17 protein-coding genes and 1 riboswitch are annotated in these 20,101 nt (G+C 72.3%); of the genes, 3 read left to right on the top strand and 14 right to left on the bottom strand.

Annotation, left to right across the window (positions count from 1 at the left end; translation table 11 throughout):
* The first annotated feature begins 77 nt into the window (after positions 1-77).
* Together rfbB and ACUP6Y_RS02700 are read left to right on the top strand one after the other, a co-directional pair.
* Positions 78-1,067: a dTDP-glucose 4,6-dehydratase gene (rfbB, locus tag ACUP6Y_RS02705; protein WP_462556594.1), complete on the top strand. Its 990-nt coding sequence runs from the start codon at positions 78-80 to the stop codon at positions 1,065-1,067.
* A 2-nt stretch (positions 1,068-1,069) separates the two neighbouring features.
* Positions 1,070-2,458: a sugar nucleotide-binding protein gene (locus tag ACUP6Y_RS02700; protein ID WP_462554073.1), complete on the top strand. Its 1,389-nt coding sequence runs from the start codon at positions 1,070-1,072 to the stop codon at positions 2,456-2,458.
* A 13-nt stretch (positions 2,459-2,471) separates the two neighbouring features.
* On the opposite strand, the gene folE is transcribed toward ACUP6Y_RS02700, so the two are convergent.
* From folE to dacB, 6 genes are all read right to left on the bottom strand, one after another.
* The gene (gene folE, locus ACUP6Y_RS02695; protein WP_462554072.1) at positions 2,472-3,062 is read right to left on the bottom strand and encodes a GTP cyclohydrolase I FolE; all 591 of its coding nucleotides are present in this window, start codon (positions 3,060-3,062) and stop codon (positions 2,472-2,474) included.
* The gene (gene ftsH / locus ACUP6Y_RS02690) at positions 3,059-5,119 is read right to left on the bottom strand and encodes an ATP-dependent zinc metalloprotease FtsH (RefSeq protein WP_462554071.1); all 2,061 of its coding nucleotides are present in this window, start codon (positions 5,117-5,119) and stop codon (positions 3,059-3,061) included. Before ftsH ends, folE begins: the two co-directional genes overlap by 4 nt.
* Before the next feature lie 109 nt (positions 5,120-5,228).
* The gene (hpt, locus tag ACUP6Y_RS02685) at positions 5,229-5,780 is read right to left on the bottom strand and encodes a hypoxanthine phosphoribosyltransferase (RefSeq protein WP_462554070.1); all 552 of its coding nucleotides are present in this window, start codon (positions 5,778-5,780) and stop codon (positions 5,229-5,231) included.
* 4 nt (positions 5,781-5,784) lie between these two features.
* On the bottom strand, positions 5,785-6,813 hold the full coding sequence (gene tilS / locus ACUP6Y_RS02680) for a tRNA lysidine(34) synthetase TilS (protein ID WP_462554069.1): 1,029 nt from the start codon (positions 6,811-6,813) through the stop codon (positions 5,785-5,787).
* Positions 6,813-7,862, bottom strand: a complete 1,050-nt coding sequence (locus tag ACUP6Y_RS02675) for a zinc-dependent metalloprotease (RefSeq protein ID WP_462554068.1) — start codon at positions 7,860-7,862, stop codon at positions 6,813-6,815. The genes tilS and ACUP6Y_RS02675 overlap by 1 nt, the downstream gene beginning before the upstream one ends.
* Before the next feature lie 59 nt (positions 7,863-7,921).
* Complete coding sequence (gene dacB, locus ACUP6Y_RS02670) at positions 7,922-9,400, bottom strand: D-alanyl-D-alanine carboxypeptidase/D-alanyl-D-alanine endopeptidase (RefSeq protein WP_462554067.1); 1,479 nt, start codon at positions 9,398-9,400, stop codon at positions 7,922-7,924.
* A 138-nt stretch (positions 9,401-9,538) separates the two neighbouring features.
* Between dacB and ACUP6Y_RS02665 the strand changes: the two genes are divergently transcribed.
* Complete coding sequence (locus ACUP6Y_RS02665) at positions 9,539-10,027, top strand: inorganic diphosphatase (RefSeq protein ID WP_141801263.1); 489 nt, start codon at positions 9,539-9,541, stop codon at positions 10,025-10,027.
* A gap of 24 nt (positions 10,028-10,051) precedes the next feature.
* On the opposite strand, the gene ACUP6Y_RS02660 is transcribed toward ACUP6Y_RS02665, so the two are convergent.
* The 8 genes from ACUP6Y_RS02660 to ACUP6Y_RS02625 all read right to left on the bottom strand — a co-directional run bounded on the left by ACUP6Y_RS02660 (position 10,052) and on the right by ACUP6Y_RS02625 (position 20,098).
* Positions 10,052-10,735, bottom strand: coding sequence for a class I SAM-dependent methyltransferase (locus ACUP6Y_RS02660; RefSeq protein WP_462554066.1), 684 nt, complete (start codon positions 10,733-10,735; stop codon positions 10,052-10,054).
* Entirely contained in the window at positions 10,732-12,726 is a 1,995-nt protein-coding gene (locus ACUP6Y_RS02655; protein WP_462554065.1) for an acyl-CoA dehydrogenase family protein, read from the bottom strand. The genes ACUP6Y_RS02660 and ACUP6Y_RS02655 overlap by 4 nt, the downstream gene beginning before the upstream one ends.
* A gap of 21 nt (positions 12,727-12,747) precedes the next feature.
* Positions 12,748-13,974 (bottom strand): C40 family peptidase, encoded by a 1,227-nt coding sequence (locus ACUP6Y_RS02650; protein WP_462554064.1) that lies wholly within the window; start codon positions 13,972-13,974, stop codon positions 12,748-12,750.
* A gap of 159 nt (positions 13,975-14,133) precedes the next feature.
* Complete coding sequence (locus tag ACUP6Y_RS02645) at positions 14,134-15,210, bottom strand: phosphatase PAP2 family protein (protein ID WP_462554063.1); 1,077 nt, start codon at positions 15,208-15,210, stop codon at positions 14,134-14,136.
* Between the two features lie 10 nt (positions 15,211-15,220).
* Positions 15,221-16,237: an ABC transporter ATP-binding protein gene (locus tag ACUP6Y_RS02640; protein WP_462554062.1), complete on the bottom strand. Its 1,017-nt coding sequence runs from the start codon at positions 16,235-16,237 to the stop codon at positions 15,221-15,223.
* Positions 16,234-17,865: an ABC transporter permease gene (locus tag ACUP6Y_RS02635; RefSeq protein WP_462554061.1), complete on the bottom strand. Its 1,632-nt coding sequence runs from the start codon at positions 17,863-17,865 to the stop codon at positions 16,234-16,236. The genes ACUP6Y_RS02640 and ACUP6Y_RS02635 overlap by 4 nt, the downstream gene beginning before the upstream one ends.
* Entirely contained in the window at positions 17,862-18,926 is a 1,065-nt protein-coding gene (locus ACUP6Y_RS02630; protein ID WP_462554060.1) for a thiamine ABC transporter substrate-binding protein, read from the bottom strand. Before ACUP6Y_RS02630 ends, ACUP6Y_RS02635 begins: the two co-directional genes overlap by 4 nt.
* A riboswitch (TPP riboswitch) is annotated at positions 18,918-19,024 on the bottom strand. Its footprint overlaps the gene before it by 9 nt.
* A 6-nt stretch (positions 19,025-19,030) precedes the next feature.
* Entirely contained in the window at positions 19,031-20,098 is a 1,068-nt protein-coding gene (locus ACUP6Y_RS02625) for an MBL fold metallo-hydrolase (protein WP_462554059.1), read from the bottom strand.
* Positions 20,099-20,101: the final 3 nt, after the last annotated feature.

Below are 20,101 nucleotides of genomic sequence, written 5' to 3'. Positions count from 1 at the left end.
CCACTCCCCGGCGCCTCGGCGGCCCCGTCTCGATGTCTCGACGGGGCATTGTCCAACATAGGCTGTCCGACGTGCGCATCCTCGTGACCGGCGGAGCCGGGTTCATCGGCTCGAACTTCGTCCACCACCTCGTCCGCCACACCGACGCGACCGTGACGGTCCTCGACAAGCTGACCTACGCCGCCAGCCGCGCGTCGCTGGCCGGGCTGCCCGAGGACCGCGTCCAGCTGGTCGTCGGCGACATCATCGACGCCGCGCTCGTCGAGCCGCTGGTCGCCGAGCACGACGCGGTCGTCCACTACGCCGCGGAGTCCCACAACGACAACTCGCTCAACGACCCCTCGCCGTTCATCCAGACCAACCTGATCGGCACCTTCACCCTGCTGGAGGCGGTCCGCAAGGCGGGCGCCCGGTTCCACCACGTCTCCACCGACGAGGTGTACGGCGACCTGGAGCTCGACGATCCGAAGCGGTTCACCGAGGACACGCCCTACACCCCGTCGTCGCCGTACTCCGCCTCGAAGGCGGGCTCCGACCACCTGGTGCGGGCGTGGGTACGCAGCTTCGGGGTGCAGGCGACGATCTCGAACTGCTCCAACAACTACGGCCCGTGGCAGCACATCGAGAAGTTCATCCCCCGCCAGATCACCGAGGTGGCCGACGGCCGCCGGCCCAAGCTCTACGGCTCCGGCGAGAACGTGCGCGACTGGATCCACACCGAGGACCACTCCTCGGCCGTGCTCCGGATCCTCGAGCAGGGCCGGATCGGCGAGACCTACCTGATCGGCGCCGACGGCGAGAGGTCGAACCTCGAGGTGGTCCGGATGATCCTGACCCTGATGGGCCGCGACGCCGACGACTTCGAGCACGTCACCGACCGGGCGGGCCACGACCTGCGCTACGCCATCGACTCCGGCAAGCTGCGCACCGAGCTCGGCTGGACGCCGCAGTACGGCGACTTCGAGGCCGGTCTCGCGCAGACCGTCGAGTGGTACCAGCACAACGAGGCGTGGTGGCGCCCGAAGAAGGACGCGACCGAGGCGGCGTACGCCGCGAAGGGGCAGTGAGCGTGGCCGAGCTGAGCGTCGAGACGACGCCGATCCCCGGCCTGCTCGTCGTCCACCTGCCGGTCCACGGCGACGACCGCGGCTGGTTCAAGGAGAACTGGCAGCGCGAGAAGATGGTGGCGCTCGGCCTGCCCGACTTCGGTCCGGTGCAGAACAACATGAGCTTCAACGCCGCCCGCGGGGCGACCCGCGGCATCCACACCGAGCCGTGGGACAAGTTCGTCTCCGTCGCCACCGGGTCGGTGTTCGCGGCCTGGGTGGACATGCGCGAGGGCGACACGTTCGGGGCGACGTACTGGACCGAGGTCGACGAGAGCAAGGCGATCTTCGTGCCGCGCGGGGTCGGGAACTCCTACCAGGCGCTGGCCGACGGCACCGTGTACTCCTACCTGGTCAACGACCACTACGTCGCGGGCCGGGTCTACCCCGCTCTCCACCTCGCCGACGCCACCGCCGCCATCCCGTGGCCGATCCCGCTCGACTCCGGCGACGTCGAGATCTCCGCCAAGGACCTCGCCAACCCGGCGCTGGCCGACGTCGAGCCGATGGCGCCGAAGAAGACGCTGATCACCGGCTGCCGTGGCCAGCTCGGGCAGGCGCTCGCTCCGCTCTACCCCGGCGCGACGCTGGTCGACCTCGACGAGCTCGACCTCACCGACGCCGCCGCCGTGGCCGCATGGCCGTGGGACGAGTACGGCCTGATCCTCAACGCCGCCGCCTACACCGCGGTCGACAAGGCCGAGACCCCCGAGGGCCGCCCGGTCGCCTGGGCCGCCAACGCCACCGCTCCCGCGGCCCTGGCGCGTCTGGCCGCGGCGCACGGCATCACCCTCGTCCACTACTCGACCGACTACGTCTTCGACGGCTCCCCCGTTCCCGGTGGGCACACCGAGGACGAGGCCTTCGCGCCGCTCGGCGTCTACGGCCAGACCAAGGCCGCCGGCGACCTCGCCGTGGCCGGCGCCCCCCGCCACTACATCCTGCGCACGTCGTGGGTGATCGGCGAGGGCCACAACTTCGTGCGCACCATGGCGAAGCTGGCGGCCGACGGCGTGGACCCGGCGGTCGTGTCCGACCAGGTCGGCCGGCTCACCTTCACCTCCGAGCTGGCCCGCGCCACCGCCCATCTGGTGGCCAGTGGTGCGGCCTACGGCACCTACAACGTCACCAACAGCGGCGCGCCTCGCTCCTGGGCCGACTACGCCCGGCGGGTCTTCGAGCTCACCGGCCACGACCCGGCCCGGGTCAGCACCGTGACCACCGAGGAGTACGGCGCCGGCAAGGACCTCTCGCCCCGCCCGCTGCACAGCACGTTGGCGCTGGACAAGCTCGCCGGCACCGGGTTCGTGAGCACCGACGCGGACGAGGCGCTGGCGGCGTACCTGGCCTGAGCCCCAGCTGGGCTCAGCCCCGCGGGCTGTGGATGAGCGCCATCGCCTCGGCGCGGGTGGCCGCGTCCTTGAGCATGGTGCCTCTCACGGCGGAGGTGATGGTGCGGGCACCGGCCTTGCGAACACCGCGCATCGTCATGCACAGGTGCTCGGCCTCGATCACGACGATCACGCCCCGCGCGCCGAGGATCTCCATCAGCGAGTCGGCGACCTGGGTGGTCAGCCGCTCCTGGACCTGAGGACGCTTGGCGTAGACGTCGACCAGCCGGGCCAGCTTGGACAGTCCGGTGATCTTGCCGGACTCGGCCGGGATGTAGCCGACGTGGGCGACGCCGGTGAACGGCACCAGATGGTGCTCGCACATCGACCACAGCTCGATGTCGCGGACCAGCACCATCTCGTCGTGGCCGAGGTCGAAGGTGGTGGTCAGCACGTCCTCCGGCGACATCCGCAGCCCGGCGGTGAGCTCGGCGTACGCCCGGGCCACGCGGGCCGGGGTGTCGCGGAGCCCCTCACGGTCGGGGTCCTCGCCGATGGCGGCGAGGAGCTCGCGTACGGCGGCCTCGGCGCGCTCGTGGTCGAACGCGCCCTCGGGAGCGGTCATGCCGAGGGCGCCGGCGGCTGCGGGTCGGTGGGGGGCGCGGTCGGCGTACCGCCGTAGACGTCGCCACCGGGTCCCGGCGGGGTCAGGATCTGGCCGCCCTCGCCTTCCGGCGCAGGGGCCGAGCCGTTCTGCTCGGCGCGGCGGCGGATCTCCTCGGGGATCTCCACCGGCGGGATCGTCGAGGGGATCCGGGTCGGGGAGCCGGTCCAGGCCGGACGCGCCGGTCGCAGCCGGAGCGCGGTGAAGACCTCAGCGACCTGCTCCTTGTCGAGCGTCTCCTTGTCGAGCAGCGCGAGCACGAGCGCGTCGAGGACGTCACGGTTCTCGACCAGGATGTCGAAGGCCTCCTGGTGCGCGGTGGCGAGGAAGTTCTTCGTCTCCTCGTCGATGATCGCGGCGACGTCCTCGGAGTAGTTGCGCTGGTGGCCCATGTCGCGGCCCAAGAAGGGCTCGGAGTTGGAGTCGCCGAGCTTGATCGCGCCGAGGCGGTCGGTCATGCCGTACTGGGTGACCATCGCCCGGGCCAGCGAGGTGGCCTTCTCGATGTCGTTGCCGGCACCGGTGGTCGGGTCGTGGAAGATCAGCTCCTCCGCGGCCCGGCCGCCCAGCATGTAGGCGAGCTTGTCGAGCATCTCCGAGCGGGTCTGGGAGTACTTGTCCTCGTCGGGCAGCACCATCGTGTAGCCCAGCGCCCGGCCGCGCGGCAGGATCGTGATCTTGTGGACCGGGTCGGTGCCCGGCAGCGCCGCCGCGACGAGGGCGTGGCCGCCCTCGTGGTAGGCGGTGATCAGCTTCTCCTTCTCCGACATCAGGCGGGAGTTGCGCTGCGGGCCTGCGATGACACGGTCGATGGCCTCGTCCAGGGTCGTCGCCGTGATGACCTTCTGGTTGTTGCGCGCGGTCAGCAGCGCGGCCTCGTTGAGCACGTTGGCCAGGTCGGCGCCGGAGAAGCCGGGCGTACGACGCGCGACCGACATCAGCTCGACGTCGGGCCCGAGCGGCTTGCCCCGGGAGTGGACCTCGAGGATCCGCTTGCGGCCGGCCAGGTCGGGCGCGTCGACCTGGATCTGACGGTCGAAGCGGCCCGGGCGCAGCAGCGCGGGGTCGAGGACGTCGGGCCGGTTGGTGGCGGCGATCAGGATGACGCCGCCACGCACGTCGAAGCCGTCCATCTCGACGAGGAGCTGGTTGAGGGTCTGCTCGCGCTCGTCGTGGCCGCCGCCCATGCCGGCGCCGCGGTGGCGACCGACGGCGTCGATCTCGTCGATGAACACGATCGCGGGCGCGTTCTCCTTGGCCTGCTCGAACAGGTCGCGGACGCGGGAGGCACCGACGCCGACGAACATCTCGACGAAGTCCGAGCCGGAGATGGAGTAGAACGGGACACCCGCCTCGCCGGCGACGGCGCGCGCGAGCAGGGTCTTGCCGGTTCCGGGCGGGCCGTAGAGCAGGACGCCCTTGGGGATCTTGGCGCCGACGGCCTGGAACTTCGCCGGCTCCTGGAGGAACTCCTTGATCTCCCCGAGCTCCTCGATCGCCTCGTCGCAGCCCGCGACGTCGGCGAAGGTGGTCTTCGGCATGTCCTTGGTGATCATCTTGGCCTTGGACTTGCCGAACTGCATCACGCCCCGGCCACCGCCCTGGACGTTGTTCATCAAGAAGATGAACAGCAAGATGATCAGCGCGAACGGCAGCAGCGTCGCGAGGATCGAGCCGAGCAGGCTGGGTTGAGGGTTCTTCGAGTTCGCCTTGTCGATGGTGCCCTTGGCGACCTGGTCGTCGACCTGCTCGAGCAGGGTCTCCTGCTGACCGTCGATGTACGACGACATCACCTTGTCGCCCTGCTTGCGGGTGCCCTTGTCGAGGGTCGCCTCGATCGTCTGGTCCCCGTCGATGAAGGTGATCTCCTCGACCTGGCCGCTCTCGATGTACTTCGACATCTGCGAGGTGGGGACCTCGTCGTACCCGCCGCCTGGCGCGAGGAACTCGAGGGCGAGGATGACGGCAAGGACCGCCACCACGATCCAGAGCCAGGGCCCCCTGAAAACGCGCTTCACAGACTTACTCGCTCCCCAACTCCGTCGACAAGGATCAGACGACGGTACACGCCGCCGACGGGTCCCATTCTGTCTGGTCCCTGGTTGGGCAGGTGGGGATCGGCCGGAGTCAGGAGTACACCGAGGGCGAGAGCGTGCCGATGTCGCGCATGTTGCGGTACCGCTCGCGGTAGTCGAGGCCGTAGCCGACCACGAACTCGTTGGGGATGTCCCAGCCGACGTACCTGGGCTTCACCGGCATCTGGAGCGCCTCGGGCTTGCGCAGCAGGGTGGCGATCTCGACGCTCGCCGGGCCGCGCGAGCCGAGGTTGGAGGTCAGCCACGACAGGGTCAGGCCGGTGTCGATGATCTCGTCGACGATGAGGACGTGGCGGCCCGCGACGTCGGCGTCGAGGTCCTTGAGGATCCGGACGACACCGGAGGACTTGGTGCCGGAGCCGTACGACGACACGGCCATCCAGTCCATCTCGACGTGCTTGTTCAGGGACCGGGCGAGGTCGGCCATGATCATCACCGCGCCGCGCAGCACGCCCACGAGGACGAGGTCCTTGCCGTCGTAGTCACGGTCGATCTCGGCGGCGAGCTCCTTGACCCGATCCTGGATCTGCTTCTCGGTGAAGAGCACCTCGACCAGGTCGTCCGCGACGTCGCTCGCATGCATGGCGTCAGCCTGCCACAGCGGTCGGCCGGAACCGGAGGTGGGCGCGGTCGCGGTACGCCGTCACGTGGCCGGGCAGCTGCACCTCCCCGCGGATCGTCCCGGCGGCCAGGTCCGCCAGCGCCGTGACGTGGACGTGGAACAGCTCGGCATCGAGCGCTCCGGCCTCCAGCGCGGCCAACCTCAGCACCCGGGTCGCGAGGGCGGGGAGAAGCTCGGCCAGCTCGGCGAGGGGCAGTTCCCCGCGCAACGTCATTCGTTCCGTGGGCGACCGCCCACGGAACGAATGACGTTGCGCGGCGATTCGGTCGTACGCGGCCGCGGCGAGGGCGTCGAGCGCCTCGACATCGGCACGCACCTGGTCGGCGGTGCGGGCCAGGGTGGCGGCGACACCGGGACCGAGCTCGTCCTCGAGGACGGGCAGCACCCGCTGGCGGACCCGCACCCGCGCGAACCCGGGGTCGCTGTTGTGGGGGTCATCCCAGAAGTCGATGCCGTCGGCCAGGCAGGCGGCGACGGTGTCGGCGCGGGCGACGTCGAGGAGGGGGCGCCGGTAGTGGTCGTACGCGCGGCGCATCCCGGCCAGGCTGCGTCCCCCGGAGCCGCGGGCGAGCCCGAGCAGCACGGTCTCCGCCTGGTCGTCGCGGGTGTGGCCGAGCAGCACGAGCTCGGCGCCGAGGTGCTCGCGGAGCTGGTCGAGGACGGCGTAGCGGGCGCGGCGGGCGGCCGCCTCGATCCCCAGGCCCGCCGGGTCGACCTGGACCCGGGCGGTGGCGGTCTCGTCGGCGCCCAGTCCGGCCATCTGCGCGACCACTCGGGCCGCGTGGTCGCCGGAGCCCGGCTGCAGATCGTGGTCGACGGTCGCGCCGACCACCCGCAGGCCGGCCTTGTGGCCCTCGAAGAGGGTCGCCGCGAGCAGCGCGAGCGAGTCGGCGCCACCCGAGCAGGCGACCACCACGGTGGCGCCGGGATCGCGGTCGGCGAGCGCGCGTCGTACGCCCTGGCGCACGGCGGCGATCGCGGGGTGGAGACCCATCAGGCCAGGACGCGCTTGACCCAGCCGTCGGGGTCGCTCAGCTCGGCCTTGCTCGGGAGGTTCTCGGGGCCGGCCCAGACCGCGTTGAACTCCGCCATGCCGACCTCGTCGACGACGGCGCGGACGAAGTGGGCGCCGTCGCGGTACTGCGCCATCTTCGCCTCGAGACCGAGCAGCCGCCGCAGCACGCGGTCGAGGGCGCCGACGCCCTGGCGGCGGCGGGTGAACCTCCTGCGGATCCGCGCGACGCTCGGGATGACCGTCGGGCCGACGTCGTCCATGACCACGTCGGCGTGGCCCTCGAGCAGCGACATCATGCCGGTCACCCGGTCGATGACGGCGAGCTGCTCGGGGGTGCTGAACATCTCGACGATGCTGCCGCCGTTGCGGCCGGCCTTGATCGCCTCGCTGATCCGCTCCAGGCCGCCCTCGAGGAAGCTGGCCGGCTCGACGGTGTCGCTGATCGCGCGGATCTCCGAGAACAGGTGCTCCCTCATCCACGGTACGGCGGTGAACTGCACCCGGTGGGTCTCCTCGTGCAGGCAGACCCAGAGCCGGAAGTCGTGGGGGTCGACGTCGAGCTCGCGCTCGACGTGGACGATATTGGGCGCGACCAGGAGCAGCCGGCCGTGGGGCTCGTGGAACGGGTCGAACTGACCGAGCACCTTCCCGGCGAGGAACCCCAGCAGCCCGCCGACCTCCGCACCGGTCACCTTCGCGCCGACCTTGAGTCCGATCCCGCTCGGCTGCTTGGCGGCGGCCAGCTTCTCGACCATCGGCCGGGTGGCGACCTCGAAGCCCTCGGCGTTCGCCTGCACCCAGCCGGGCCGGTCGACGACCAGGATGGGTGCCGTGCCCTCCGGCGCGTCCAGTCCGGTGAACTCCCGCACCAGCCCCGTCGAGCGGTGCGCACCCGCCCGCAGCTCGGCCACCGCCTCGTCGGCCTCCGCCCGGCTCACCACCGGCCCGTCCCCCGCCAGCCGGGACCCGAGCGCCACGGCGAGGCCCCAGTCGATCATCGGGGGCAGCGGGGTGGCGGGTGCGGTCATGCCGGGAAGCCTAGACACCCCCTCCCCACGGCGTCGCCCGCTCGGGGCCGCGACGTCGGTCAGCACAGGCAGGCGCCGAGCCCGGCGGCGGCGGAGTCCATGGTGGTGCGGGCGAGCAGCGCCTTGTCCTTCTTGACCTTGTCGGCCATGAGGGCGAAGGCGAGCAGGTGGCCCTGGGCGTCGATGGCGATGCCGGCCAGCGAGGTGACGCCGGTGAGGGTGCCGGTCTTGGCCCGGACCCGGCCGCGGCCGGCGGCGGGGCCGAGGTCCATCCGGGAGGCCAGCGAGCCGGTGTAGCCGGCGATCGGCAGCGCGGCGAGCAGCGGGCGCAACTGGGGGTGGTCGGCGGAGGCGGCGAGGCGGAGCACGTCGACGAGTACGCCGGGCGCGAGCCGGTTGGCGCGGGACAGGCCGCTGCCGTCGTACAGGACCGAGCCGCGCAGGTCGATGCCGTTGGCGGTGAGCACCCGCTCGACGCCCTGCTGCCCGCCGGCGAAGGAGCCGTCGCCGGAGTCGGCGAGGCCGACCTGGCGCAGCAGCACCTCGGCGGCGGCGTTGTCGCTGACCTCGACCAGCCGCTGCACGATCTGGGCGACGGTGGGACTGGTGACCCGGCCGACCTCGGTGGCGGTGGCGGGAGCGGTGGTGCGGGTGGGGCTGCCGGTGACGGTGATGCCGCGGCGGGCCAGCACCTGGGCGAAGGTCGTGGCCGCCTCCAGCGCCGGATCGGCCACCGGCCCCTGACCGGGGAGCGCACGGCCCTCGTCGACCCACAGCGCGCTGATCGGGTTGACCTCCTCGGGGATGTAGTCCGGCTTCCACCGCGGATGCACCGCCGGCCCGGTGAACAGCGAGTCGTCGAACCCGAGCTCGACACTCGTCACCCCGGACGCCTTCAACGAGCGGGCGGTCCGCTTCGCGAGGGTCCTTACGTCGGCCCGCACGGGGTCGTACGTCGCCCCTGTGGACGCCGCGCTCGGCTCCCGTGCCAGCAGCGGGTCGCCACCGCCGACGAGGACCAGCCGGGGCGCCCCTCCCGATGAGCCGAGGCCGCTGGTGTCGAGGACGGTCGTGGTCGCGAACGTGTGCTCGGGCCCGAGCAGGAACAGCGCCGCCGTCGAGGTGACCAGCTTGGTCGTCGAGGCCGGGATGGCGACCGCGGCGCCCTCGGCCGCCTCATAGGCGTAGCCGGTTCCCTCGAGCGGCCCGACCGCGGCGATCACGTGACGGCCCAGGTCCGCCGAGTCCAGCGGGGCGAGCGCCTGCCTGACCGCCCGTGCGTCGAGCGCGGCGGTGCCGTCGGCGACCGGCGCCAGCGCACCGGGTACGACGACCGGCGGCACGTCCACCTCCGGCGGCGGGGCGACCGCGGCCGGGTCGGCCGGCGTACCGCCGCCTGCCCGCAGCTCGTCCCACCTCCGCTCCGCCCACCCGGTCCGCCAGGCGACGCCCGCTCCGGCGAGCAGCGCCACGACGAGCAGCCCGGACACGACGCGGCGGGCGCGCCCGCCGCCGGGCGCGCGGTCCTTCTTCGCCACTGCTGTCCTCCCGAGGGTGCTCCCCGACTGCGCGTTCGGGGACATTGTGCGGGACAATGCTGCGAACATCGGCGTCGGGCAGGCTCACAGCTCCCCGCGAGCCGATCCCGGCCGAGAATTGTGTGGAGGAAGCCAGTGCTGGAGTTCGACGTCCTCGTGGAGATCCCCAAGGGGAGCCGCAACAAGTACGAGGTCGACCACGAGACCGGGCGGATGCGCCTCGACCGGTTCCTCTTCACCTCGACGATGTACCCGGCCGACTACGGCTACATCGAGGACACCCTCGGCCAGGACGGCGACCCGCTCGACGCCCTCGTCCTGCTCCAGGAGCCCACCTTCCCGGGCTGCCTGATCAAGTGCCGCGCGATCGGCATGTTCCGGATGACCGACGAGGCCGGCGGCGACGACAAGGTCCTCTGCGTCCCCGCGGGCGACCCGCGCATGGAGCACCTGCGCGACATCAACCACGTGCCGAACTTCGACCGCCTCGAGATCCAGCACTTCTTCGAGGTCTACAAGGACCTCGAGCCCGGCAAGTCCGTCGAGGGCGCCGACTGGGTCGGCCGCACCGAGGCCGAGGCCGAGATCGCCGCGTCCTTCGAGCGCTTCAAGACCACCGGCCACTGACCACTCGGGGCGAGTCGGCGATGCTCACCCACGTTTGACCCCGCGGAAGTAGGCGATCGCGCCGCTGCGCTCGACGATCAGGTCGGCGACGCTGCCACGGGCGAACCAGGCCGCCAGGTCGGCGCTGGTGCAGCCGGGCCCGAGGAGACCGGCGACCCGGCCGGCCCGGCGCAGCGGCTCGAACCGCAGGCCGGTGTCGTTGAGCAGCGCGCTGCCGGTGAGCACTCCCCCGGGCCGCAGCACGCGCGCCAGCTCGGCGACGGCCCGCTCCGGGTCGGGGAAGCAGTGCAGGCCGGTGAAGGTGACGACGAGGTCGAACGACGCGTCGTCGAACGGCAGATCGCCGACGTCGGCGATCTGTGGCACCACCTGGTCGGCGACGCCGCGCCGCTCCGCGACCCGCATCGTGCGGTCCAGCATGGTCTGCGCGATGTCGCCGGCGACGTACTCCACGCCCTGGCCGGGCCGCAGGCCGCGCAGCGCGACGCCACCGCCGCAGGGGATGTCGAGGATCCGGCTGCCGGCTCGCTGGCGGCCGATCTCGTCGGCGGCCCGGTAGAGCCGGCGCAGGTCGCTGTTGATCCCGAGGCGCCACACGGCGCTGCCGGCGGTCGGGTGCTCGACGGTCCAGTCGTAGAAGGACGCCCACAGCGGGTCGTCCGACCAGCCGCCCAGTCCGGGGACACGGGACAGGGTGGATCGGATCATGCGTCCCCTCCGACGGGTCCGATGAGAGCAGGGGCCCGCAACAGCGCCTCGGGTACGGCGAACGCGTCCACCAGCTCGCGCGCGATCGGCCGCACCCGACGGCACAGCTCGGCGACCTCGCGGGTGATCGCCTTCGAGCGCTGGGTGTTCAGTCGGCCGTGCTCGATGAACCAGCCCCGGTCGGCCTCGATGCCGGACAGCGCGTGCAGATCGCAGAGCAGGTTCAGGGTCAGCCGCAGGTCGCCGTCCTCCTCGGGCACGGACTCGACCTTCGCGACGAACGCCTCCAGCACCAGCCGCTCGACGTGGGCGCGGGCCGCGGCGATGACGTGGTCCTGCACCCGGGAGAAGACCTCTCCGGGGTTCATGCCGGAGTCGACGCCCCGCTTCAGCCGGCGCGCGACGCCGCCGATCAGGTGCTCCTCGCGGAACCGGTACATGGCCAGGTGGTAGTTCGGGTCGCGCAGCCCGCTGTCGGTGTGCCAGTCGTCGTTGCCGCCCGGCAGGGCGTCGCGGATCTGCTCGAAGAGCCGATGCACGCGGGTCCGCTCCAGCACCGTCTCGACCGCAAGTCCCGCGACGAAGCGGACCATGCCCAGCTGGTCGAGGTCGGAGAACTCGCTCGCGTAGTCGGTCAGCAGGCCCTTGCCGACCAGCTGCAGCAGGACGTGGTTGTCGCCCTCGAAGGTGGTGAAGACGTCCGTGTCGGCCTTGAGCGCGGCGAACCGGTTGACGCTGAGGTAGCCCGCGCCGCCGCACGCCTCGCGGCACTCCTGGATCGTGTCGGTCGCGTGCCAGGTCGCCAGCGCCTTCGTGCCGGCCGCGCGGGACTCCAGCAGCCGCCGGGTCTCCTCGTCGTCGCGGATGCCGGAGAACACGTCGTGCAGCTCGCCGGCCAGCACCTCCTGGGCGAAGTGCAGCGCGTAGGTCCGGGCCAGCCGCCGGAACAGCCGCCGCTGGTGCAGGCCGTAGTCGAGCAGCAGCTGCTCGCCACCGTCCTCGGTGCCGGTCTCGAACTGCCGCCGCCGCAGGCCGTAGCGCACCGCGATGCTCAGCGCCGTCTTCGACGCGCTCACCCCGGCCGCGCCCACCGAGACCCGGCCCTGGACCAGGGTGCCGAGCATCGTGAAGAACCGCCGGCCCGCGCTCTCGATGTCGCTGACGTAGCGGCCGTCGGCGGTGACGTCGGCGAACCGGTTGAGCAGGTTCGCTCGTGGCACGCGCACGGTGCCGTCGGGGTCGAACCAGATCCGGCCGTTGTCGACGCCGCCCAGGCCCATCTTGGCGCCGTCGTCCTCGATCCGGACACCGGGCAGGGGCGTGCCGTCCTCGTCGCGCAGCGGTACGACGAGCGCATGCACGCCGTGCCGCTCGCCGGCCACCTCCAGCTGGGCGAACACGACCGCCACTCGGGCGTGCTTGGCCGCATTCCCGATGTAGTCCTTGCCGGCCTGCTCGGTCGGCGTCGTGACCACGAACTCCGCGGTGTCCGGGTCGTAGGTGGCCACCGTGCCGAGCGCCTGGACGTTGCTGCCGTGGCCGGTCTCGGTCATCGCGAAGCAGCCGAGCAAGCGACCGCTCACGATGTCGGCGAGGTAGCTGTCGTGGTGTCGCTGGGTGCCGAGCTGCAAGATCGCGCCGCCGAACAGTCCGAACTGCACCCCGACCTTGACGAGCACCGACAAGTCGCCGTACGCGAGGGACTCGAAGGCGGCGATCGAGGCGCCGATGTCGCCCCCGCCGCCGTACTCCTTGGGGAAGCCCATCGCCGCGGATCCCGTCGCGGCGATCTCCAGGACCACCTCCTTGACGCGCTCGCGGAACTCCTCGCGCGGCATCGTCTCGGCGTCCTCCAGCACGGAGGCGTACGACGGCAGCAGCTCGCGCACCGTGCGGCGGACGTCGGCGTACCTCCCGTCGAGCAGTGCGCGCAGCGCCGCGACGTCGACGGTCAGCTCCGGGGGTGCGGTCGCAGTGGAGTCCTCGGCCATGGGGCGAACCTAGCGTCCCGGTCAGGGACGTGCGTAGAAGTCGGGCGTGCGCCAGTAGTCGATCGACTCCAGGCTGACCGGGCGACCGGTGCGCGGGGCGTGGATGATCTGTCCGCCGCCGACGTAGAGCGCGACGTGGAAGATCGCGCCCGGAGCGCCGTCGGACCAGAACACGAGGTCGCCGGGCTGGAGCTGGTCGCGGGTGATCGGCGTGGACTGGGCGTACTGCGCCACCGAGTAGTGCGGCAGCGCCTTCCCACCCGCCGCCCAGGCCTTGGCGACCAGGCCCGAGCAGTCCCAAGAGCCCGGTCCGGCCGCGCCCCAGCGGTAGGGCTCGCCGAGCTGGGCGCGGGCGAAGGCGATGGCTGCCTGGGCGCCGTCGCCGGAGGCGGGAGCGGGGGCGGGCTCCGGCGACGGGTCGTCCTCAGGCTTCGCGGCCTCGGTCTCCTCGGTCTCCTCAGCCTCCTTCGCCGCCGCCGCCGCGGCCTCGGCCGCTGCCTCGGCGTCGACGGCCGCCTGGTGGGCGCGGGCGACCGCGACGCTCACGCCCTGGAGCCGAGCGAGCCGCTTGACGAGCCGGGTACGACGGCCCTCGATCCGCGCCGTCACCGCCTCCGCGTCCCGGGCGGCCGCCCTGGCCTCGTCGCGCGCGGCCCGCGCATCGGCGAGGGCCTGGTCCGCCTCCGCCGACGCGGTGATGGCCGCGTCGGCCGCCTCCGTGGCCGCCGCCGACGCGGCGACGTACTCGTCCCGGCGCTGGTCGAAAAGCGCCTGCACGTGCTCGTTGGCCGAGGTCTGCTCGAGCAGCGCGTCGATGCCCTTCGCGTCGACGATGGCCTCGACGACGGACAGCTCCAGTCCGAGACCCTGGGCCGTGATCACGGCGTCGCGGAAGGACGCCTCGTGCTCGGCCAGCACCTGGTCCGCGGCCGCCGCGTCGGCCGTCGCCTGCCGCTCCGCCGCCCGGGCGGTGCGTGCGGCCCAGCGGGCGCCGTTCCACGCCTCGGTGGCGCGGGCGGCGCGGATCGTCGCGGTGTCGAGCTCGGCGGCGGCGTCGGCCAGCCGCTGCTGGATCGCGGCGACGTCCCCCTGGGCCGCGCCGGCCCGGTCCTGGGCGGCCTGTACGTCCGCAGCGCTGGGGGTACGGGGCGTCGGCGGGGCGGGCGGGTCGGCCTGCGCTCCGGGAACGCAGACCACCGCCGTCAGGACGAGGGCGGCCAGGCCGGTACCGATGCTGGGAGAACGCACTTGCGTCACCGTAGTGCTGTTTTGTCACATGCGAAACAGAAATCTCAGAAATCTCAGAGACTCTCGGCGTGTCGCGTTGACGAACTACAGGGATGTCATTCGCCGGGAGGCGACCGTCTCCCGGCCGGTGAGGCTCCCGCAGGCGCCGGACCGGTCGGGTCAATCGACGCTGACGGGCACCTTGGACGTCGTCGTGGTCGGGTGCGAATGCCCCCGTCTGTCGAACCTCTGGCCGCTCGCGATGCCACCGACGTAGAAGGACACGATCGCGATCGCGATGCCGGCGAGGTCGTCGGCGACGTAGTGCCAGCCGAAGTACAAGGTGGCGATGACGGTGAGGCCGAAGTTCACCCAGAACACGATCTTGAGGATCTTCGAGCGCAGCGTGTACTGGACCATCAGCGCGAAGAGCAAGGTGATCGCGCAGTGCAGGCTGGCGAAGCCGGCGATGGAGTTCACCGACTCGGTCGCGCCGCCGTAGAGCACGTTGCCGCGGGCCCGGACGATCGAGTTCATCAGGTCGGTGGTGCCGGTGTGGGCCAGCGAGCTGTACTCGGGCCAGTACGCGATGCCCGGGCCGAGCGTGGGGAGCAGGTAGTAGGACAGGGTGCCGAGCGACCAGGCCAGGCACTGCGAGGTGACGAACCAGTAGCCGAAGGAGTGGTTGCGCGACCACACCAGCCACGCGGTGACGGCGAGCGGGACCAGCGGCAAGAAGCCGAGATAGATCGGCGAGAGGACGTGGGCGGTCAGCGAGGTCCCGAAGACGGCGTGGATGACGTCGCTGGGGTCGTGGCCGAAGAAGATGACCCGGTCCAGGATGTGCAGCTCGCGGTCGAAGGACAGCGCGCGCACCTCGCCGGGCGCGGCGTCGGGGTCGGAGCGCACGAAGGGCAGGAACGACTTGAGGTTCCGGTAGCTGACATAGGTCAGGTAGAAGCTGATGACGCCGATCGCGACGAGCGTCGCGCGCTCCCTGGTCCAGTGCGTGCGCAGCCGCTCCCGGACGACCGGCACCACGCGGCTCGGGCGGCCGTGGGCCTTCCACAGCGCCAGTGGCAGCAGGTCGAGGAGGAGTGCCCCGAACAGGAGCAGCGGCAGCCGGATGTACGACGGTCCGAGGAAGCTCCCCTCGGGGTCGAGGAGCCGACGATCGAGCTTCCACGCGGTGAAGACCGCGAGACCCAGCATGAGCGCGGCCGTGCCGATGAGGAGGGTGTAGGCGCGGCGGTACACCCGAGGGATCCTACGGTGCAGGCCTAGCCGACTGACCCGCACCGCCCGTCAGGACGGCGATGGCGTGCTGTTCGACACGTACGGCGACCCACTGGCCGGGCTCGGCGACCCACCCCGGCGCGCCCACGGCGTCCAGCTCGCCGATCCCGTCGACGGCCACCACGAGCCGGCCGGCGTCGGGGGTCGGGCGGAAGCCGCACACCTGAGCGGGAAGCCCGTCGGCGAGGTCCGGGCCGGCGACCAGCGCGGACGGCCGGAGGGCCACGGCGCCCTCGGGACGCCCCAGGAGGGCGCTGGCCGCGCGCGGCTCCAGGACGCGGGTGTAGCCCAGGAACAGCGCGGTGGCGGCGTCGGCGGGATGTGCCCAGACGTCACCGGCGGCGCCCTCCTGCACGATGCGTCCCTCGCGCATGACGGCCAGCCGGTCGGCGACGGCGAAGGCCTCGTCCTGGTCGTGGGTGACCAGCAGGGCCGTCGTACCGGACTCGGTGAGGATCCGCCTCAGGTCGGTCGCGAGACGGCCGCGCAGCCCCGCGTCGAGGGCGCTCAGCGGCTCGTCGAGCAGCAGCAGCCGGGGCCGGGCGGCCAGCGAGCGGGCGAGGGCGACCCGCTGCCGCTCGCCACCCGAGAGGGTGCGGGGCAACCGGTCGCCGTACCCGGCGAGGCCGACGAGCTCGAGCAGGTCGCCGACCTCCGCGTGGACGGCCGAGCGGGAGGCACCCTGCAGCCGGCGGGCGTAGCCGACGTTGCGGGCGACCGTCAGGTGGTCGAAGAGCTGGCCGTCCTGGAACATCAGCGCGAACCCGCGCCGGTGCGTCGGGACGCCGGCGAGGTCGGCGCCGTCCCAGGCCATCCGGCCGGCGGCGAGCGGCTCGAGGCCGCCGACGGCGCGCAGCAGCGTCGACTTCCCGCACCCGGACGGACCGAGGACCGCGAGCACGTGACCGTCCTCGACACTCAGGTCGACGCCGTCGACCGCGACGGCCCCGTCGAAGGCGACGCTCACTCCCCGCAGCTCCAGGCTCACCACGACCCCACTCCCGGCACACGCAGCCGCTCGACGACGAGGATGACACCCGCGGTCACGACGGCGAGCACCACCGCCGCGGCCATGGCGGTGCCGTAGTTGAGCGCGCCGGGGTGACCGAGCAAGCGGTAGATCGCCACGGGCAGCGTCGGCTCGGCGGGCCGCACGATGAACGAGGTCGCCCCGAACTCCCCCAGCGACACGGCGAACGCGAAGCCCGCCGCGGCGAGCAGAGGTCGCCACACGACGGGCAGATCGACGGTGAGCAGCGCACGCAACGGGCCCGCGCCGAGCGACGCTGCAGCCTGGCGCTGGCGGTCGTCGATGCCGGCGAGCACCGGGACCAGGGTCCGTACGACGAGCGGCAGCGCGACGAGCGCTTGGGCGATCGGCACCAGCAGCGGGCTCGCGCGCAGGTCGAGCGGCGGGCGGTCGAGCGCGACCAGGAAGCCGAAGCCGAGGGTGACCGCGGAGACGCCGAGCGGCAGCATGAAGAACCCGTCGAGCACCGCCCGCGCCCGCCGTCCCGCACGGGAGCGGACTCGACGGGTCACGACGAAGGCCACGGCCAGGCCCAGGGTCAGCGACATCCAGGTCGCGTCGACGGCGATCCGCAGGCTGGCCGCGAGGGCATGGGTGACCGACACCTGGAGCAGGCCGTCGGCCGAGCCGCCGAGGGCGCGGTAGTAGGCGAGCGTCCAGTCACCGTCGCGGCGCATCGAGCCGAGGAGGAGGGCCAGCACCGGCGCCGCCACCAGCCCGAGCGTCAGCAGGGTGACCGTCAAGGCGGGCAGGTCCCGGGCTCGGGGGCGGGCCGGGGTCGCGGCGACGCGTCGTACGGTCGGGTCGGGTACGGCGCGCAGCCGGCCCACCACGAGCAGCAGCGCCACGACCGCGAGCATCTGCACGAGCGAGAGGGCCGCGGCGGCGGGCAGGTCGAGCAGGTCGGCGGTGAGCAGGTAGATCTCGGTCTCGACCGAGGAGTAGCGCACGCCGCCGAGCACCAGCACCACCCCGAACGCCGTGGCGCAGAACAGGAAGACCACGCTCGCCGCGGAGACGATCGCCGGGCGCAGGGCGGGCAGGGTGACGGTGCAGAGCACCTGGCCCGGCGTGGCACCGAGCGCGGCCGCGGCCTCGGCCGGCCGGCGGTCCAGGCCCTCCCAGGCGACACCGACGGTGCGGATCACCACGGCCACGTTGAAGAACACCAGGCCGACCAGGATCGCGACCGGCGTCCCGTCGAGGTCGAGGAACCCGAGCGGGCCCGACGACGAGATCAGCTCCCGGACGGCGAGCCCGACGACCACCGTGGGCAGCACGAAGGGCACGAGCAGCGCGCCACGGACGAGGGTGCGGCCGGGGAAGCGCAGCCGGTGCAGGACGTAGGCCGCCGGCAGGCCGAGCAGCACCGCGAGCGCGGTCGCGACGCTGCTGGTCCACACCGTGAACCACAGCACCCGGCCGGTGCGCGGGCGCCGCAGCACGTCGAGCACCGCGCCCGGGTCGAACGAGCCGTCCGGCCACACCCCGCGCTGGAGCATCGCGCCGACAGGCAGCACGAAGAACACCGCGACGACGGCGACCGGGACCGCGGCGAGCAGCCCCAGTCCCAGCCGTCGGGTCATCGCGACACGATCTCCGTCCACTGCTCCAGCCACGCCTTGCGCTTGTCGGTGATCTCGGCGGGCGCGACCTGCTCGGTCTTGGCGGGCCGCTTCGCGAACTCGGCCCAGTCCGCGGGCAGCTCCACGGACGTGTCGACCGGGAAGACGTACATCGAGTCCGGCAGCGCGGCCTGCACCTGCGGCGAGAGCAGCCAGTCGATCACGGCGCGCGCGCCGGCGGTGTTGGTGGTGTCGCCGCGCAGCACCCCGGCGTACTCCACCTGCTCGAAGCAGCCGTCGAGCAGCGCACTGGTCGTGGTCTCGTCACCCGCCTTGTTCAGCGTGAACGCCGGCGAGGAGTCGTAGGACACCACGATCGGGCGGTCGCCGCCGGAGAAGGTGAAGTCGGTGAAGTACGCGTCGGACCAGCCCTTCACGACCAACGCGTCGTTGTCGACGAGCCCGGTCCAGTACGACGGCCAGTCGGCGCCGTACTTCGCGATCGTCGCCAGCAGGAAGGCCAGGCCGGGAGAGCTGGTGCTGGCGCCCGGGATCACGAACAGGTCCTGGTAGGCAGGCTTGGTGAGGTCGTCCAGCGTCGTCGGCGCGGGGATCCCCTTGGCCGCGAACCAGGCGTCGTCGACGTTGACGCAGACGTTGCCGGTGTCGACCGGCGTGAGCGCGTCGTCCTCGTCGCCCGCCAGCTCGTAGGCGTCGGCGCCCTCGGGCAGCGTGGGCGCGTAGGAGGCGAACACGCCCTCGTCGATCGCCCGGGTCGCGAAGGTGTTGTCGACGCCGAAGACGACGTCGCCGACCGGGTTGTCCTTGGTCAGCACCAGCTCGTTGGTGAGCGCGCCGGCGTCCTCGAGCTTGCTGATCCTCAGGTCGTAGCCGGTGTCCTTCTCGAACGCCTCGACCAGCTCGTCGGGGATCGCGAACGACTCGTGGGTCACCAGGGTGACCGTCTTGTCGGCGTCCTGCTTCCCCTCGTTCTCGGTGCCGATCAGCGAGCAGCCGCTCGCGAGGACGGTGGTGGCGAGGGCCGCCAGGGTGAGGCGGCCGGTGAGCATGCGCGTACGCATCGGATGACTCCCTTCGCCGGTGCTAACCGGATCAGGTTCGGAGGGTCTGCGGCGAGCCGCACTCTCAGCACCCGGTCGGTGCTCCCCTGTCTGACCCGATCAGTCTAGGACGCGCCGTACACGACCCCGTCGGCGAGGTCGTCGGCCGTCGCCTGCCCCCGCGCGACGAGCAGGTCGAGGTGCGCCTTGGTCTCCATCGCGGCCATGCCCTGGCTGAACACGTCGAGCTCGCCGAACGCCCGCTCGTGCCGGGTCCACCCGAGGTCCTTGGCGACGACCAGCGAGGTGGCGGAGCCGCGCTCCTTCAGCGAGGCCAGGCACAGGTCGAGCCGGTGCTCGTGGTGGGCGAGCAGCTCGTCGACGCGCTGGTACGACGAGGGGGCGACCGGCCCGTGCGCGGGGAGGATGCGCAGGTCGGGGAGCTCGCGGACCCGGGCGAGCGAGGCCATGAACTGGCCGAGCGGCTGGTCGGAGGGCGGCACGGTGAAGCCGATCGACGGGGTGATCGTGGGCAGCACGTGGTCGCCGGAGAACAAGACGCCCTCGGCCTCGTCGGCGAAGACGTAGTGGCCGGGCGTGTGGCCGGGCGTGTGGACGGCGTCGAGCCGGCGGCGGCCGATGTCGAAGGTGCGGTCGCCGTCGAGCCAGGTGTCGGGGTAGGCCCAGTCCACGGCCTGCGGCAGGTCGCGGTGGCCGGCGGCCCATTCCTCGATGAGCTCCTCGGCGCCGGCGGTGCGCAGCACCTCGAGGAAGGGGCTCTCGTCGAGGCCCTCGGCGCTGGCGCGGTGCAGCAGCTCGAGCGCGGGCCGCTCCTCGAGGCCGAGGGCCACGTCGGCGCCGTACTCGTGGCCGAGGACGGTCGCGAGGGTGAAGTGGTCGCGGTGGACGTGGGTGACCAGGAACCGCTTGATGTCGCCGAAGCCCGAGCCGATCGAGCGTAGCGAGGTGTCGAGGAGCTCCCGGGCGACCGGGATCGACCAGCCGCCGTCGATGAGGGTCAGCCCGTCGTCGCCCTGGACGACGTACACGTTGATCGCCTTCAGCGCGTCCATCGGGAGGGGCAGCGGGATCCGGTGGACGCCCTCGGCGACCTCCCACGCACCCTCGTCGGCCCAGTGCCGGCCGGAGTCGGGTGAGACGGCGTGCCCGGTGGCGATCCCTCCAGTGCTCATGGA

This window comes from Nocardioides sp. S5-5 (assembly GCF_054954065.1).
This window is presented reverse-complemented; position numbering and strand designations above follow the sequence as displayed.

Excerpts from the sequence above, each read along its gene's own strand:
- folE (WP_462554072.1), bottom strand. The coding sequence starts at position 3,062 with ATGACCGCTCCCGAGGGCGCGTTCGACCACGAGCGCGCCGAGGCCGCC.
- hpt (WP_462554070.1), bottom strand. The coding sequence starts at position 5,780 with ATGCATGCGAGCGACGTCGCGGACGACCTGGTCGAGGTGCTCTTCACC.
- tilS (WP_462554069.1), bottom strand. The coding sequence starts at position 6,813 with ATGGGTCTCCACCCCGCGATCGCCGCCGTGCGCCAGGGCGTACGACGC.
- ACUP6Y_RS02675 (WP_462554068.1), bottom strand. The coding sequence starts at position 7,862 with ATGACCGCACCCGCCACCCCGCTGCCCCCGATGATCGACTGGGGCCTC.
- ACUP6Y_RS02660 (WP_462554066.1), bottom strand. The coding sequence starts at position 10,735 with ATGATCCGATCCACCCTGTCCCGTGTCCCCGGACTGGGCGGCTGGTCG.
- ACUP6Y_RS02655 (WP_462554065.1), bottom strand. The coding sequence starts at position 12,726 with ATGGCCGAGGACTCCACTGCGACCGCACCCCCGGAGCTGACCGTCGAC.
- ACUP6Y_RS02635 (WP_462554061.1), bottom strand. The coding sequence starts at position 17,865 with ATGACCCGACGGCTGGGACTGGGGCTGCTCGCCGCGGTCCCGGTCGCC.
- ACUP6Y_RS02630 (WP_462554060.1), bottom strand. The coding sequence starts at position 18,926 with ATGCGTACGCGCATGCTCACCGGCCGCCTCACCCTGGCGGCCCTCGCC.
- ACUP6Y_RS02625 (WP_462554059.1), bottom strand. The coding sequence starts at position 20,098 with ATGAGCACTGGAGGGATCGCCACCGGGCACGCCGTCTCACCCGACTCC.